The following is a 14,495-nucleotide window of genomic DNA, read 5'->3' on the forward strand; positions in this document are numbered from 1 at the left end:
GGATCCAGCCTGTTTATTTCGCGGTGATTTTGAACAAACGCGGCTGCGGTGATTTGGTCTGCGGACCGAACCAGGTATTGTAAATCGATACCGCCTGTCCGTTGGCTTCCAGCTTGAGCAATTCGTTATTGACGAAGGTCAGCAGGGTGGTTTCGCCTTTTTTCACGCCGACGCCGATTTCCTCTTTACTGAGCAGTTCCGGCAGCACTTTGTATTTAGCCTTGTCCGGCGCGCCGTCCAGCAAACCGGTCAGGATAGTGCTGTCCTGGGTAATGGCCTGGACGTTGCCGTTGCGCAATGCCGACAGCGCCAGGGGAATATCGTCATAGGAGAGTACGCGGGCGTTCGGGAAACGGTTATGCAGCTCCTGTTCGCCGGTGGTGCCTTTCACCGCGCCGATACGGGCGTTGGCATAATCGTCCAGCTTGTCAGAGGAGGCGGCCGGCACCAGGAATTGCTGGCCGGTGACAAAATAAGGAATGGAAAAATCAATGACCTTGGCCCGTTCAGGCGTAATGGTGATGTCCGCCACGATAATATCGGCCTTGCCGGACTGCAATAACGGAATACGGTTGGCGGGATTAGTGGGCACCAATTGCAGTTTCACGCCGAGGGATTTGGCCAGGGCATTGGCGAAATCCACGTCATAACCGACGATATCATGGGTCTTGGCGTCAACGGAGCCGAACGGCGGGTTGGAATCAAAGGTTGCCACCCTGATAACGCCGGCCTTCTTGATATCCGACAGCTGATCGGCGTGGGCGGCAAAAGACGCAACGCCTCCCAATGCCAACAGGGTAAGTACCGCCAAGGCGGAAGGACGATTAACGGAAGAATGCGCCATAAGTTTTTCCTTGAGATATTTGCTGAATAATTGAGCTGCTTCAGTGGGTTATTGGCTGAGGACGGCTTTTAGGAATGGAATATTACACAGCGCCCTCTAATACACCACGTATAAAAAAGCATATCTTTATCACCGCCAAGCATAAGTAAAACTTATGACCGGTTTATTTTGGCGCGGTCACAACTTTTTGCTGTAAAAACAAGGGACGGGCAATTTAGACAGACGTGGGAATTCCTCCGGTACACCTGAAAATAATGCACTGCCGGCCAACGGGGTCAGGAGGAAATATAAATAATGTATTCAATCAATTTAAATTTTAATTATTCAATCGCGATTGATAATTATTTTGGTTGTTTACTTTATGTTTAATTAATATGACCCTCATGACAATTAAACGTTAACGGCTGATTAAGCGTCTTTTGTGCGTATCAATGCTGAAATCGTTCCTTTGGTTTGGCGACCCGCACCGTAAAATTACATCACGATTTTGTTTTAGCGGGGCGGAAAATGAGCGTATTAACGCCGGTAGTGGACCATGTAGTGATCAATGTCGCGGATGATTTGGATAACGCGGCGCAGGTTTACCAAGTCCTTGGATTTCAACTGACGCCGCGTGGATATCATTCCCTGGGCACCAGCAACCATCTGGCGATTTTTGGCGAGAATTACCTGGAATTGCTCGGTCACAAGGGAGGATATACCGGCAGGCAAGGCAACGGCTGGCCGGCGCAGCCCGGCCTAAGCGGACTGGTCTGGAAAACCGGCGGCGCGGACGCCGATGAGATATACCGGCATCTGCAGCGGGTGGGATTGGCCGGCGCCGAGCCGGAATACTTCTATCGTCCGGTGACGTTGCCGGACGATAGCCAAGGGGAAGCACGGTTTCGCACCGTGCGTCTGGCCCCGGAACGCATCAATAACGGCCGCAGCTTCTTTTGCCAGCATTTGACCCCTGAACTGGTGTGGCAGGCGCCCTGGCGAGCGCATCCCAACGGCGTGACGGACATCATCGGCGTAGCCATCGCCGCCCAGGATCCATTTCTCATCGCCGATGTGTATAGCCGGTTATTCGACGGGAACGCCCCGCTTCACTCCGATGGGGCGGGAGGATACTGGCTTTGCGCCGGGAAAACCACGCTGTCGTTCGTCACTCCCCTCAGGGCGCGGGATATATACGGCCCGGCGGCCCGCGGGGATAACGGCGCCGAACGCATGGTGGCGCTGGAGCTGGCCGTGTCGTCGCTGGCGCATACCGAAAAGTATTTCCGGCGGGCAAGTCTGGCCTACCGGACCGAAGGACAACAGCGGCGGTTGTTCATTCCCGCCGGGGAGGCGTTTAATGTTGCCCTTGCGTTCCGGGAGGAGTAATTTTTGGGCCGGTCTTGTGCAGGCCGGCCTGCGGATGCTGGCAAAACGCACGGCGCCACCCTCCGGGACCGCCGGACGGGTGGTGCGGCGCTATCGTCTCTCCCGCGAGGCATCGCTGGTGCCGTTTGACGGCTGCGGCGGATTTATCCCGCTCTCAGATGGAGTAGAGCATACCTATTTTCTTGAGGTAAGCCTGGACGGCCGGCTTTACCTGCTGGAGACCGATGAGCGACGGTACGAACTGGCGGCGGTGGGCGACAGCATATCGCCGCGGGAAGTCTCTGCCCGGCGTTCCCCCAGATAGGCTCGGCGGACGCGTTCGTCGCCGGCCAGGTCGGCGGCGGCGCCGCTCAGTGAGATGCGTCCCCCCTCCACCACATAGGCCCGATCTGAAATCTTCAGCGCGGCGCGGGCGTTTTGCTCCACCAGCAGGATGGCGATGCCCTGGCGGCGTATGTGCTGCAATAACTCAAAAATCTGCTGCACCAGACGAGGGGCCAGGCCCAGGGAGGGCTCATCCAGCAGCAGAATGCGCGGGCGCCCCATCAGCGCCCGGCCGATACACAGCATCTGCTGTTCGCCGCCGGAAAGTGAGCCGGCCTTCTGTTTCAATCGCTCTTTCAGCAACGGAAACAGGGACAGTACCCGCTCCCGTTCGCGGGAATGTTTTCCCTGCTGTATACCGCCGAGGATCAGGTTCTCCTCCACCGTCATGGTGGGGAAAATCTGCCGTCCTTCCGGCGCCTGGGCTAGGCCGAGCCGGACAATGGCGTGAGCCGGCAGGCGGTGAATCGGCTGTCCGTCCAGGATAATCGAGCCTTTTGCCGGATGATAGATCCCCGACAGGGTGCGCATCAGCGTGGTTTTTCCCACCCCGTTGGCCCCTAATACGCAGACAATCTCCCCTTTATCCACCCGCAGCGAGATATCCCGCAGGATGGACAATCCCCCCAGCTTCACTTCGATGTGGTCCAGCGTTAATAAACTCATGCCGCCTCTTCACCCCCCAGATAGACATCCTGCACCGCCCGGTTGTCCAGAATTTCCGCCGGCGTGCCCTGCGCCAGCAGCCGGCCCGCGGCCAGCACCAGCACCCGCTGACACAGATTCATCACCAGGTCGAGATCGTGCTCCACCAGCAGCAACGTCAGGCCCTGGCGGTTTAACCGCGCCAGGAACGCCGACAATTCACCGGTTTCTGTATCGTTAAGTCCCGCCGCCGGTTCGTCCAGGATCAACAACTGCGGATCAAAGGCCAGTCCACGGGCAATTTCCAGATATTTGCGTTTTCCATAGGAGAGATTAGCGGCCAGCTCGTTGGCATAGGGCAGCAGACCGGTTTGCTCCAGCGCCCGCCAGGTGGCCTTTCCCACCTCTTTGGCCCTGGGGGCGCGGTGTAGCAGGGTATCCAGCAGGCCATAACGGTAGCGGCCGATGGCGCCGACGCTGACGTTGTCAAACACCGTCAGATTAGGGAATACCCGCAGATTCTGAAAGGTACGGGTGATGCCCAGCCGGGCGATGCGGTGCACCGGCGCATTGGTGATTACCTTCCGGCGCCAGCGGATCTCGCCGCTGCTGGGCGCCGTAAAGCCGGTAATCAGATTAAACAGGGTGGTTTTTCCCGCCCCGTTGGGGCCGATAAGCCCCACCAGCTCGCCTTCGGCAAGGGTGAAACTGACGTCTTCCACCGCCGTCAGTCCGCCGAAACGGCGGGTTACGCCGGCCAGGCTCAGCAGGGACTCTTCCGCCAAAGCCTCCTGGCCGGGGGACGCAATAACATTTAAACGGGGTCCGTTCATTTCCATCCCTCCCGCAATCCCCACCAGCCGCGCACCAGCTTCAGCGCCGCCGCTTCGGGCCATAATCCTTTCGGCCGGAACAGGATGGTGAGAAACAGGATAAGCCCGACGGTGAACATACGGTAATCGCCGATGGGGCGCAGCACCTCCGGCAGGGCGATTAACAGTATGGCGCCGATGATGGCCCCCGGCAGACTGCCCAGCCCGCCAACCACTACCATGGCCAGAATCAGTACCGACTGATCGAATTTAAACGAATCCGGCGCGATATATCCGGTGGTGTGGGCCCAGAGCGCGCCGGCGATGCCGGCAAAAAAATAGCTCACCAGCAGCACCTGGCTTTTCAGGCGAAACGGCGACAAACCCAGCGCCTGGATGCACTGATCGTCCTCCCGCAGGGCGCGCAGGGCGTTGCCGTAATAAGAGTGCATGACCCGGTGAATGAGATAGAGACACGCCAGGGTGATGGCCAGGGTTTCCCAGAAGATGGCGCCCTGGCCGCCGCCGCCGAGGGTAGGAATATCGGTAATACCCATGGGGCCGCGGGTCAAATCCACCCAGTTCAGCAGCGTGACATAAATGATTTCGCCGATGCCGAGCGTGGCGACGGCAAAGTAGATACTCACCAGCCGCAGGGTGGGCAGGGTCACCAGAAAGCCGATCAGCGAAGCCGCGGCGCCGGCCAGCGGCAGCGCAAGCCATGCCCCGAGACCGCACTGCGTGCTCAGCAGGGCGCTGGCATAGGCTCCCAGGCCGTAGATCGCGCCGTGCCCCAGGGACATCAGCCCGCTGACGCCGGTCAAAAGATTGGCGCTGGCGGCCAGCAGGATAAAAATCAGCGCGGTGGTGGCGACCCGCCAGGCGTAGCCGGAATCGGCATAGGCCAACGCGGGCAAAGGCAGCAACAGCATCAGGTAGCTGTATTTATTAAAAGCGTTCATGTCCGCCTCCGTATCGTCTCAGACCCGTTCACGCCGGCCTCCGAAGATGCCGTTGGGGAAGAACAGCAGCGTTAACAGCAGCAGGCCATAGCTGATGAGATCCGCCCAGCCCTGAGGGATATATTCGGTGGCGATGGATTCGCTCAGCCCGAGGATCAGGGCACAAACGATCGCGCCGGGAATGGAGTTCAGTCCCCCCATCACCATGGCGACAAACGCCTTGATGCCGGCGCCGAAACCCATGGCCGGAAAAATATTGCCGGTATAGAGTCCCACCAGGAAGCCGGATACCGCGCCAAGAGCCGCGCCGAGCATAAAGGTCAGGACAATGGTGCGCTGGATATCGATGCCCACATGCAGCGCCCCGGTGAGATTGCTGGCCACGGCCCGTACCGATAGGCCGCTGCGGGTATAAAACAAAAACCATTGCAGCGCCAGCAGCATGGCCAGGGCGAAGCCGAAGATCACGAACTGCCCGCTGGCGAAGGTCAGCGGACCCAGCGTAATCGGGGCCATCAGCAAATATTGCTGCGGGATGGTTTGCATATTGGAACCGAACAGGTTGGAGACCAGTTCCCGTACCACGATGGAAATCGCCAGGGAAGAGAGCAGGGTAGCCTCGCGGATGGCCTTTGATTTCAGCGAAGCTTCGTCGGCGAACCGCCGCAGCGGCCGAAAGGCGATGCGCTCCAACAGCACGCCGCTCATCAGTCCCACCGCCACCACCAGCAGCAATACCGCGAAAAGCGGCGGGGCAAAAGCCTGGATAACCAGTAAACCGGCGAAAGCCCCCAGCATGTACAGTTCGCCGTGGGCGAAGTTCACCACGTTCAGCACGCCGAAAATCAGCGTAAACCCGATGGCCATCAGGGCATAGACCAGCCCCTGGGATAAGCCGTTAATCACCTGCTGGAAGAAAAAAGCATCAAACATACCGCAAACCCTCGAAGCTCTGGCCCGGCGCCGCACCGTTGCGCCGGGTCGGCCGGTTATGCTTTGGTGGAGGCTACCGGGACGAATTGACCGTTCTGCACCACCAGCCGGGTCTGGCTCTTGGTAGGTTCGCGCGTCACCGGATCAAAGGTGGTGATACCTGTCACGCCGGGAAAATCCTTGGTGGCCGCCAGCGCATCGCGCACGCTTTGGCGGGTGGCGCCGGCGCCGCCGCCCTTCACAATGGCGTCCAGCAGGATATTGGTGGCGTCATAGGCCTGCGCCGCGAATTGGTTCGGTTCGGTGTGGTACAGGGCGCGGTACTGTTCCACATAGTGCTTGACGTTCGGCACCTGGCTGTTGAGATCGAAGGAGGTCGGCAGGCGCAGCCCCTCGGCGGCCGGGCCGGCCAGTTGAATCAGCTTCTGTTCGTCCAGTGAACTGGCCCCGAACAGCGGCGCTTTCACGCCTAACTGACGGATCTGCTGCAAAAACGCCGCGCCGTCCTCATAGAATTGGGCAAGGTAAATCACATCGGGTTTTTGGCGGGCAATCTTGGTGATGATGGCGCGAAAATCCCGGGTGCCGGGGTTGAAAAACTCCGTGGTGACCACTTGGCCCCCGTCGGCGATAAAGCCATGGGCAAATTCCTGCGCGGCGGACTGGCCCCAGTCGTTCTGGATGGCGACGATGGCGGCGCGTTTGGCTCCGGTATCATGCACCCAGTTGGCGGTATAGGGCCCTTCATAGGCCATGGTGGTGATATTACGGAACTGCCAGGGGCTGATTTTCACGAAATCGGGATGGGATGCGGTTTGCGACAGCTGCGGCACGTGGGTTTCGGCATAGACCTTGCCGGCGGCAATGGATACCGTGGAGCTGAAATCGCCGATCACCCCGACAATGGTCTGATCGTCGGAGAATTTACGGGCGATGTTCACCCCTTCTTTGGCATCGCCTTTGCTGTCCTCGAACTTCACCTCCACCCGCACGCCGGGCAGGCGGTGCGACTGGTTGAATTCCTCCACCGCCTGGTTGGCGGAGTTACGGAATAACGTACCGTACTGGGCATATTCGCCGGTCAGCGGCGCCTGATAGCCGATGGAGACGACCTTGTCGGCGGCGGCGGCCCAGCCGGAAACCAGCGCCAGCGACAGCAGTGCGGCCCGGCCGCCGTGCAACCAAACTTTATTCATTTTGCAGTTCCTAATTGAATGGTACGTTTCACCGACGCCAGTACGCTGCGTTGCAAACCGGCGGCGAAATCGCTGTTATTAAGCTCATACAGACCGTGCATACCCACGCCCGCCGGCGAGTTGTTGATATCCAGCAACTGGCGCGGATGCAGGCCGCTTTGTTTCAACATTGCGGCGGCGCCCACCAGGTTTTCCAGCACCACTTCCGTCGCCTGCGCCCGCGGCAAGCCCGCCAAAACGCCCGCATCGGTGAGGGATTCCACAAAGTAATAAATGTAATTGGGACCGGCCACGCCAAAACCGGTAAAGACATCAATGAGGGATTCCGGCAGATAAAGAATCTTGCCGAAACTCTGTAAAAACGGCTCTACTTGGGAGGCGGCCACATGTCCGTTGAGGGTAACGCCGCTATAACCGTAGCCGGTATCGGTAAGGGTATTGGGGATCACGCGCACGATGGGGCGTTCCGGCCCCAGCAACGCGGCGAGACGCTGCAGGGTGACGCCCGCCACGATGGATATGACAATGGCCTGCGGCGAGGCCTGCCGGCGGATATTTTCCGTGACGGCATTGATATCGTCCTGCGGCCGGACGGCAATGACGATAAGCTCGGCGTCCGTCGGCGCCGCGGTTTCCTGCACATGGTATTGTCCGATAAGCCGCGTGACGCGCTGCGGATCAATATCCGTTATGGCTATCTCATCGCCGGTAAATGCGCCGCTGCCAATCGCCGCACGAATAATAGCCTCGGCCATTTGTCCCGCGCCGATAAAATGAATCTTGGCCATGTCACCCTCTGATAATAACGATTGTTGATGCCGGTATTAGCGCATCCATTAAAGATCAAACAGGAGGTTCGGCTAACAGATTATTTTCGCTAAGCATTGCTATTAACGTTATTAGTAGAAAGCTAAAAAAAATTGTTTTTATATAATCGACTGTTTTAACTCGATAATGATTTTCAAAAGATATCTGCTATAACTATTCCATAACATAACAAACCTGAATACGAATCCTGCTCTCTATTTATTAATGGTCATAATTTAAATAATGAATAAAAATCGCGCGGTAATTTTTCACCAAATGTTAAAATGATGGGATATATAATAATTTAATATGACCGTTGTTAAATGTTACGATATTAAATGACGTTTTTGCAAAAATCAGGTTACTTTATGATGTGATAAATTAATAATAGCTTATGATGTTGCTGATTAACGGCTTATGCCCGCCGTGCTATACATCCAGCGCTTCATTGCAGTGTCATTACCGGACGGCCTTATGGGCGTCGCGCCGGCCAGCGTAACAACAGGAGCCACAATGCAAGATAACGCCTTTGCCTTTATGCCTTACCCCCCGGCGGACGTCCCCCATGCCCCCGCCGGACCGCTGGCCGGATATACCTTTGCCGTCAAGGATCTGTTCGATGTGGCCGGCTACCCCACCGGCGGCGGCAGCCCGCATATCCTGGCCATGTCCGGCATCAAAACCCGCACCGCCCCCGCGGTGCAGCGTCTTTTGGATGCCGGCGCCGAATTGACGGGCAAAACCCATACCAATGAACTGGCCTACTCCATGACCGGTAAAAACATTCATTACGGCACCCCGCGCAACGGCGCCGCGCCAAACCGGATCCCCGGCGGCTCCTCTTCCGGCTCGGCGTCGGCGGTATCCAACGGCCTGTGCGACTTCGCCCTGGGTACCGATACCGGCGGATCGGTACGGACTCCAGCCAGCTATTGCGGTTTGTTCGGCCTGCGTCCGAGCCACGGCCGCGTCTCCCTGGAAAATTGCCAGGAGCTAAGCCGCAGCATGGACACCGCCGGCTATTTCACCCGCGACGCCCTGCTGTTCGAACGGGTAGGGCATTGCCTGCTGGGTGACGATCCGGCGCCGCTGCCGGCGGAACCCTCTCTTACGGTGAGCGAGGAGCTGTTCTCCCTGCTTTCGGTACCGGTCAGGCAGGCGCTGCAGCCGGCTTTGGAGAAGATTGCCGCCGGCGTCGGGACGCCGGTCCTGCTGGGCGGCGCGCTGCCGGACCTGGCCGAAGCCTACTGGGCTTTCCGCCATATCCAGGGATATGAAGCCTGGCGGGCCCAGGGCGACAATATCAGCCGGCACGGCTTTGCCTTGGGTCCCGACGTGGCGTCGCGCTTTGCCTGGGCCGCCACGGTGACCGAGGATCAGTACCGCCACGCCTGCAATGCGCGTGACCTGCTGCGCGGCGCCTGGCAAAAGCTGCTTGGCGATCGGGTACTGGTGCTGCCGACCCTGCCGGATATCGCGCCCCTGGTGACCGCCGGCGAGGAAGAAATCGAGCTGACCCGCCGCCTGTCCCAGCAGTTGCTGGCCATTTCGGTGATTTGCGGCACCCCGCAGGTGACGCTGCCGCTGGCGCACAAGGACGGCGCACCGCTTGGTATTTCACTGCTGGGACCCCGCGGCAGCGATCTCAGCCTGGTGCGGCTGGCGGCGCGCATCGCCACCCATTGAGACGGGCCGGAGCGCCTCATGGCACGCTAGGCCCGCCATCACCGGATCTGAACCGGGCGTGTTGAAGCGATCGCGTGTTAAAGGGAGAGCGCGCCAATGAGGTCGAAGCGGGCGTGGTTTTCCCGCCCGCCGGAGCGCCTCATGGCACGCTAGGCCCGCCATCACCGGATCTGGACCGAGCGCGTTAAAGCGAGCCCATGTTAAAGCAAAAACCTGCCGGATGTCTGTCCGGCGGACTGATATTTTTGTAGCGCGGAAAATAGGTATTATATTCAGCCACTCCCGCCGCAAGAGCTAGAATAGCCGTGTCGGCGAAAATAAACGACTATACTGAAATGCGCTCTTTCATTAAGGGCCGCGTAAAAAAGAATCGTTTTTTTGTAATCTCCCGTTCAATTCCATGACTGGTCGCGCAAACAATTTCTATGCAGTCGGTATAATAAGGTAACGCTATTTTAGAATGTACTGATTTATATTCCAATATCCTGTATCGTCTATTTGGCGTCATATTAGAGGGTAACTTAATTACGCCGGTGATAAAAGTTGATATTGATCAAAATCATTATCGTTAATCCGGGCCCTGGCCAGAATAAAGGAGCAAAACATGCGGTCTAAAATGAGGCTCTCGAGTCAAAATCTGACTGAATTGCTAAAGGGACCGCAATTTGACGGTTTTTTAGATAACTTTCGCCGCAAGAGCTTTCAGAAAGGGAACATGATCAGCATGCCCGGCGGCGGCGGCAATGACGTGCTGATCGTCTCGTCCGGCCGGCTGCGGGTTTTCCTGTCCTACGAAGGCCGCGAGTTCACCCTCTGTTTCCTTGAGGAAGGAGACATTTTCAGCACCCACACCAGGGCTTTTATCGAAGCGGCAAAAGACTCCGTTATATTATTATCCACTGCCCAGGCTTTTCGCCAACAGCTTGTTGAACACCCTGAAATAACGTTATTAATGACCGGTATATTAGGCGAGGTATTGGGCAGTTCCTGGGATGTTATTGAAGGGTTGATTTTTCATGACGCTAAATCACGTTTGACGGCATTTATCGTTTCACTCGGTCGCGAGCGTGGAGTGGGCACAGCTGACGGCATTGAATTTGAATGTGATTTAACCATGGAAGATATTTCACTGATCATTGGCGCGACCCGCCAAACCACTTCATCTTTATTCAATATGTTAATTAAAGATGGGGATCTATGTCGGACTGTAAAAAATAAATTTATCATCAATGATATTGAGGCCCTGGCCTCAAGACTGTCCGTCTACAAGAAATAAGCATGGTACGCCGCACCCTTGAGCGGTGTAAACCGGCATAATGCCAATGCGGGCGCGCGTTAAAGGGAGACCGCGGCAAGGGACCGCAGCGTTCCCGCCCGGCCGGAGGGGATCAGCGCTCGGTGCAGGAAACGCAGGGATCGATGCTGTTAACGATCAGCGCCACATCGGCAATGGTATTGCCCTGCATCATCACATGCAGCGCATCCCAGTTGGGATAGCTGGGCACCCGCCATTTCATCCGTTCGGGCATATCGGTACCGTTGGTGCGCAGGTAATAGATCAATTCGCCGCGCGGGGCTTCGGTTTTGGCAATGGCTTCGCCGGCCGGGATATCCGGCAAACCGCTGATGGCGATGGGGCCGTCCGGCAACTTGGCCAGGCACTGCCGGATAAGGGACAGCGCCATACGCACTTCGTCCAGACGGACCATGGCGCGGGACCAGACATCGCCGTCCGGCTGGGTCTGGATGGCGAAATCCAGCCGATCGTACATGGCGTAGGGCGAGTTCCTGCGCACGTCGTAAGCCACTCCGGATCCGCGCGCCACCGGTCCTATCAGGCCGAATTCCAGCGCATCCTCCCTGGGCAGCACGCCCACGCCCCGGGTGCGGGTCAGGATTGAATGATTGGTGGCGTAAATGCCGCGGATCTCTTCCACCGCCGGCTGCACTTCATCCAGGCGGGTCAGCAGGTAGGCGATGCGTTCGGCATCCAGATTGTACTTTACCCCGCCGATGCAGTTGGCGCCGAGATCCATCCGGTTGCCGTAGAGGGTTTCCTTGATGTCCTGCACTATCTCGCGGGTTTCCAGCACATGCATAAACAGCGATGTAAAACCGATGATATGGGCCATGATGCCGACGTTGAACAGGTTCGATGCCACCCGTTTGATCTCGTCGGCAATCATCCGCAGATACTGGCCCCGCTCCGGCACCTCCACCCCGGCGATATCCTCCAGCGCCATGCAAAACGTGGTGGGATGGCTGTTGGAGCATAACGAGCATATGCGTTCGGTAAGGGTGATGTTCTGATAGAAATTGCGTTTCATCACCAAATACTCCACCCCGCGGTGCACATGTCCAGCGGAGATATGCAGACCTTTGATGGTTTCCCCCTCCAGGTCGAGCTTGAAGTACATCGGCTCTTCCAGCGCCACGTGCAGCGGGCCCACCGGTACCTGATATCGGGTCATTTTTTTTCTCCACGTTGGCTCATGATTTTTTCCCACAGGGACTTGGTGCTGGCGGCATTGACCATTTCGGAAAACGGAATGAATTTCTGCAGCACGGCCGGATCGATATCGTCATCCAGAAATAGCCGGGTTGGATTGGGATGTCCCACCACGTTCAGATCGTAGAGTTCCATAAATTCCCTTTCGTTCCAATTGGCATTGCGAAAGAGCGGGGTGATGGAGGGGATGTCCCGCTCGCCGGCCGGCAGGTGCACCGTCAGGGTCAGGGTGTCGCCGTCGATATCAAAGTGGTAGGCGATCTCATGGACATCCGACGGCTGCGGGCTGGCGTGCTGATAAGCGGTTATGGTGCTCAGCCGGCTGCCGGCCTGTTTAATCAGGGCGACGGCGGGCAGCAGCAGCGCCGGGGATGACAGGGTGCACCAGGCGGTGACAACGCCCTTGGCGTTGATATGGATATCATAGGTAAAGGGAGCGTCCAGCGTCTCGGTAAACAGCGACTGGATGCGTTTGATTTTCTCAATCATAGTCCTGCTCCGGGAGTATTCAAACGTGAGGCGGAAAGGCCGCGGCGGCAGTCGGGGCACAGCCGGCTCAGTTCCGTCAGGGCGGCGGAGTTGCCGCCATAGACCTTCTCCAGCAGCGCATCGCTGGGGGGAATAAAGCGTTCGCCGCAGGAGGCGCAGGCCAGGTAGGCCACGGTGCCTTGCTCGATCATGCGGTACTTGTCCTCCTGCTTGTGCGCCAAGTGCCAATCCTCCGTCAGATGGATGGCGCGGGGGATGCAGTAATGTTCACACAGGCCGCAAAACGTGCAGCTGTTGTGCCAGAGGGTGAATTGCAGGCCTTCAGGACTTTCATCAAAACGAATGGCGCCGCCGGCACACACATGCTCACACATCCGGCAGCCGGAACACTTCGATTCATCAAAGGCAATTCGGCCGCGCAGCCCTTTGGGGGTGAAGGTTTCGCCGAAGGGGAACGGGTCCGTGGACGGGCCCTTGAGCAGATTGCGAAACAGGATCCTGATAAAGTTCATCGTGCTTTCCTACAGGCGGTGCTGCCAAATGTCGATGGCCATGGCAATGCCTTCAATGATGGCCTGGGGCCGCGGCGGACAGCCGGGAACGTTCACATCCACCGGCAGGTAATTATCCACCGGCCCGGCGATGGCATAGCTCTCCCGGAATACGCCGCCCGAAATGGGGCAAATGCCGATGGCCACCGTGACCTTGGGTTCGGGGATCTCCTGGAACACCCGCAGCACCCGGTCTTTTACCCGCAGGGTCAAGGGACCGGTAATGAGTACGATATCCGCATGCTTCGGGCTGCCGCAGTACTGGCACCCCAGCCGCTCCACGTCATAGCGAGGAATGCAGGCAGTGGTGGCCAACTCCACATCGCAGCCGTTGCACGAACCGGCGTTGAGGCGATACAGCCAGGGCGAACGTTTGGCGATACCGGTTAAAAAACCCATAGCTTTTCCCCTATGCCCGCACAATGACGGTGACAAGGCTTATGACACCCAGCAGTTCGGGCCATTTGAGATAAAAAAGAAACGCCTGATCGATACGCATCCTTCCCACGGCGGTGCGCAGCAAGGTTTTCCCCAGGATAAACAGCACCAGGCACTTGAGCATAAACACCGCCACGCCGGCAAAACCCGCCGGCCCGATGGGGAAAAACAGCGTGATGCCGAGACCTATCACCACCACGGCCTTCAGGGCCGACATCATGCTGAACAGCGCCAGGGCGGGTCCTGAGTACTCCAGTAGGGGGCCCTCCAGCACCTCCGCTTCCGCTTCAGGAATATCGAACGGCGGAATGCCGAGATTGGCGGGGAAAAACAGCAGATAGGTCGCCACCGCCGGCCACATCCAGGGATCCAGCAGAAAGGCGCCGTGCTGCTGCTGATAGCGCACAATCTCCGGCAGGGAAAACGTCACCCAGCCGCCCTGGGCCATGCCGGTTTTCATGGCGACGCTGGCCAGCACCAGCAGCAGCGGGCCTTCATAGGCCAGCACCAGCGCCATTTCCCGTGAGAAGCCGATGGCGCCGTAAACCGATCCCGACGCCGACCCCGCCAGCATCAGTACCACGGCGGGGATGGTCAGCAGGTAGAGCAGCACCAGTAGGTCCCCCAGCATGGCGGCGGGATGATAGACCCCGGCAATGGGGATAAGCGCAGCGGCCAGCAGCATGCTGCCGGCGCCCGCCGCCGGCAAGGCCAGGAACAAACCGCGGGGCGCCCCTTCGGGCACCATGGTCTGTTTGCGCATCAATTTGATGATGTCGAAAAAAGGCTGGAGCAAAGGCGGACCGACCCGGCGCTGCAGACGGGCGGCAACGATGCGATCCACGCCTTTTAGCAACAGGCCGAACAGCAGCGCCCCCAGTCCCAGGGGGAAGATGGCCAACGGGGCAAACAGCGCGGTGAAATCCAACAT

The 14,495-nt window shown here is 58.1% G+C and carries 16 protein-coding genes; 4 read left to right on the forward strand and 12 right to left on the reverse strand.

The features are described 5' to 3' along the window. Nucleotides 1-13 precede the first annotated feature (13 nt). On the reverse strand, nucleotides 14-844 hold the full coding sequence (locus ACL2XJ_RS17045; RefSeq protein ID WP_132922431.1) for an ABC transporter substrate-binding protein: 831 nt from the start codon (nucleotides 842-844) through the stop codon (nucleotides 14-16). A gap of 507 nt (nucleotides 845-1,351) precedes the next feature. Here ACL2XJ_RS17045 and ACL2XJ_RS17050 point away from each other — a divergent pair. Both ACL2XJ_RS17050 and ACL2XJ_RS17055 read left to right on the forward strand, forming a co-directional pair. Continuing rightward, a complete protein-coding gene (locus tag ACL2XJ_RS17050; RefSeq protein WP_413723877.1) occupies nucleotides 1,352-2,212 on the forward strand; it encodes a VOC family protein in 861 nt (286 codons plus the stop codon). Then, complete coding sequence (locus tag ACL2XJ_RS17055; protein ID WP_413723878.1) at nucleotides 2,184-2,516, forward strand: hypothetical protein; 333 nt, start codon at nucleotides 2,184-2,186, stop codon at nucleotides 2,514-2,516. The genes ACL2XJ_RS17050 and ACL2XJ_RS17055 overlap by 29 nt, the downstream gene beginning before the upstream one ends. Here ACL2XJ_RS17055 and ACL2XJ_RS17060 read toward each other — a convergent pair. From ACL2XJ_RS17060 to ACL2XJ_RS17085, 6 genes are read right to left on the reverse strand one after another with little or no spacing between them, the layout of a single operon-like run. Next, on the reverse strand, nucleotides 2,420-3,202 hold the full coding sequence (locus tag ACL2XJ_RS17060; RefSeq protein ID WP_413723879.1) for an ABC transporter ATP-binding protein: 783 nt from the start codon (nucleotides 3,200-3,202) through the stop codon (nucleotides 2,420-2,422). The two genes, ACL2XJ_RS17055 and ACL2XJ_RS17060, sit on opposite strands and share 97 nt — an antisense overlap. Then, a complete protein-coding gene (locus ACL2XJ_RS17065; RefSeq protein WP_413723880.1) occupies nucleotides 3,199-4,014 on the reverse strand; it encodes an ABC transporter ATP-binding protein in 816 nt (271 codons plus the stop codon). The genes ACL2XJ_RS17060 and ACL2XJ_RS17065 overlap by 4 nt, the downstream gene beginning before the upstream one ends. Continuing rightward, nucleotides 4,011-4,955 carry a branched-chain amino acid ABC transporter permease gene (locus ACL2XJ_RS17070; protein WP_203522094.1) on the reverse strand — a complete coding sequence of 315 codons (945 nt, stop codon included), beginning with the start codon at nucleotides 4,953-4,955 and terminating at the stop codon, nucleotides 4,011-4,013. The genes ACL2XJ_RS17065 and ACL2XJ_RS17070 overlap by 4 nt, the downstream gene beginning before the upstream one ends. 18 nt (nucleotides 4,956-4,973) lie before the next feature. After that, entirely contained in the window at nucleotides 4,974-5,888 is a 915-nt protein-coding gene (locus ACL2XJ_RS17075; protein WP_413723881.1) for a branched-chain amino acid ABC transporter permease, read from the reverse strand. Between the two features lie 56 nt (nucleotides 5,889-5,944). Further along, nucleotides 5,945-7,084, reverse strand: a complete 1,140-nt coding sequence (locus tag ACL2XJ_RS17080; protein ID WP_413723882.1) for an ABC transporter substrate-binding protein — start codon at nucleotides 7,082-7,084, stop codon at nucleotides 5,945-5,947. Continuing rightward, a complete protein-coding gene (locus ACL2XJ_RS17085) occupies nucleotides 7,081-7,872 on the reverse strand; it encodes a pyrroline-5-carboxylate reductase family protein (RefSeq protein ID WP_132922424.1) in 792 nt (263 codons plus the stop codon). Before ACL2XJ_RS17085 ends, ACL2XJ_RS17080 begins: the two co-directional genes overlap by 4 nt. Before the next feature lie 532 nt (nucleotides 7,873-8,404). Between ACL2XJ_RS17085 and ACL2XJ_RS17090 the strand changes: the two genes are divergently transcribed. Continuing rightward, nucleotides 8,405-9,577 (forward strand): amidase, encoded by a 1,173-nt coding sequence (locus tag ACL2XJ_RS17090; RefSeq protein WP_413723883.1) that lies wholly within the window; start codon nucleotides 8,405-8,407, stop codon nucleotides 9,575-9,577. 604 nt (nucleotides 9,578-10,181) lie between these two features. Next, complete coding sequence (locus ACL2XJ_RS17095) at nucleotides 10,182-10,853, forward strand: Crp/Fnr family transcriptional regulator (protein WP_132922422.1); 672 nt, start codon at nucleotides 10,182-10,184, stop codon at nucleotides 10,851-10,853. Between the two features lie 112 nt (nucleotides 10,854-10,965). On the opposite strand, the gene ACL2XJ_RS17100 is transcribed toward ACL2XJ_RS17095, so the two are convergent. From ACL2XJ_RS17100 to ACL2XJ_RS17120, 5 genes are read right to left on the reverse strand one after another with little or no spacing between them, the layout of a single operon-like run. Continuing rightward, nucleotides 10,966-12,048, reverse strand: a complete 1,083-nt coding sequence (locus ACL2XJ_RS17100) for a nickel-dependent hydrogenase large subunit (protein ID WP_203522088.1) — start codon at nucleotides 12,046-12,048, stop codon at nucleotides 10,966-10,968. After that, a complete protein-coding gene (locus ACL2XJ_RS17105) occupies nucleotides 12,045-12,575 on the reverse strand; it encodes an NADH-quinone oxidoreductase subunit C (protein ID WP_132922420.1) in 531 nt (176 codons plus the stop codon). Before ACL2XJ_RS17105 ends, ACL2XJ_RS17100 begins: the two co-directional genes overlap by 4 nt. Further along, nucleotides 12,572-13,087, reverse strand: coding sequence for a 4Fe-4S dicluster domain-containing protein (locus ACL2XJ_RS17110; protein ID WP_203522087.1), 516 nt, complete (start codon nucleotides 13,085-13,087; stop codon nucleotides 12,572-12,574). Before ACL2XJ_RS17110 ends, ACL2XJ_RS17105 begins: the two co-directional genes overlap by 4 nt. 9 nt (nucleotides 13,088-13,096) lie before the next feature. Continuing rightward, a complete protein-coding gene (locus ACL2XJ_RS17115; RefSeq protein WP_132922418.1) occupies nucleotides 13,097-13,525 on the reverse strand; it encodes an NADH-quinone oxidoreductase subunit B family protein in 429 nt (142 codons plus the stop codon). Between the two features lie 10 nt (nucleotides 13,526-13,535). Further along, nucleotides 13,536-14,495: a respiratory chain complex I subunit 1 family protein gene (locus ACL2XJ_RS17120; protein ID WP_132922417.1), complete on the reverse strand. Its 960-nt coding sequence runs from the start codon at nucleotides 14,493-14,495 to the stop codon at nucleotides 13,536-13,538.

This window comes from Sodalis sp. RH16, assembly GCF_047324245.1.
Taxonomy (GTDB): Bacteria; Pseudomonadota; Gammaproteobacteria; order Enterobacterales; family Enterobacteriaceae; genus Acerihabitans; species Acerihabitans ligni.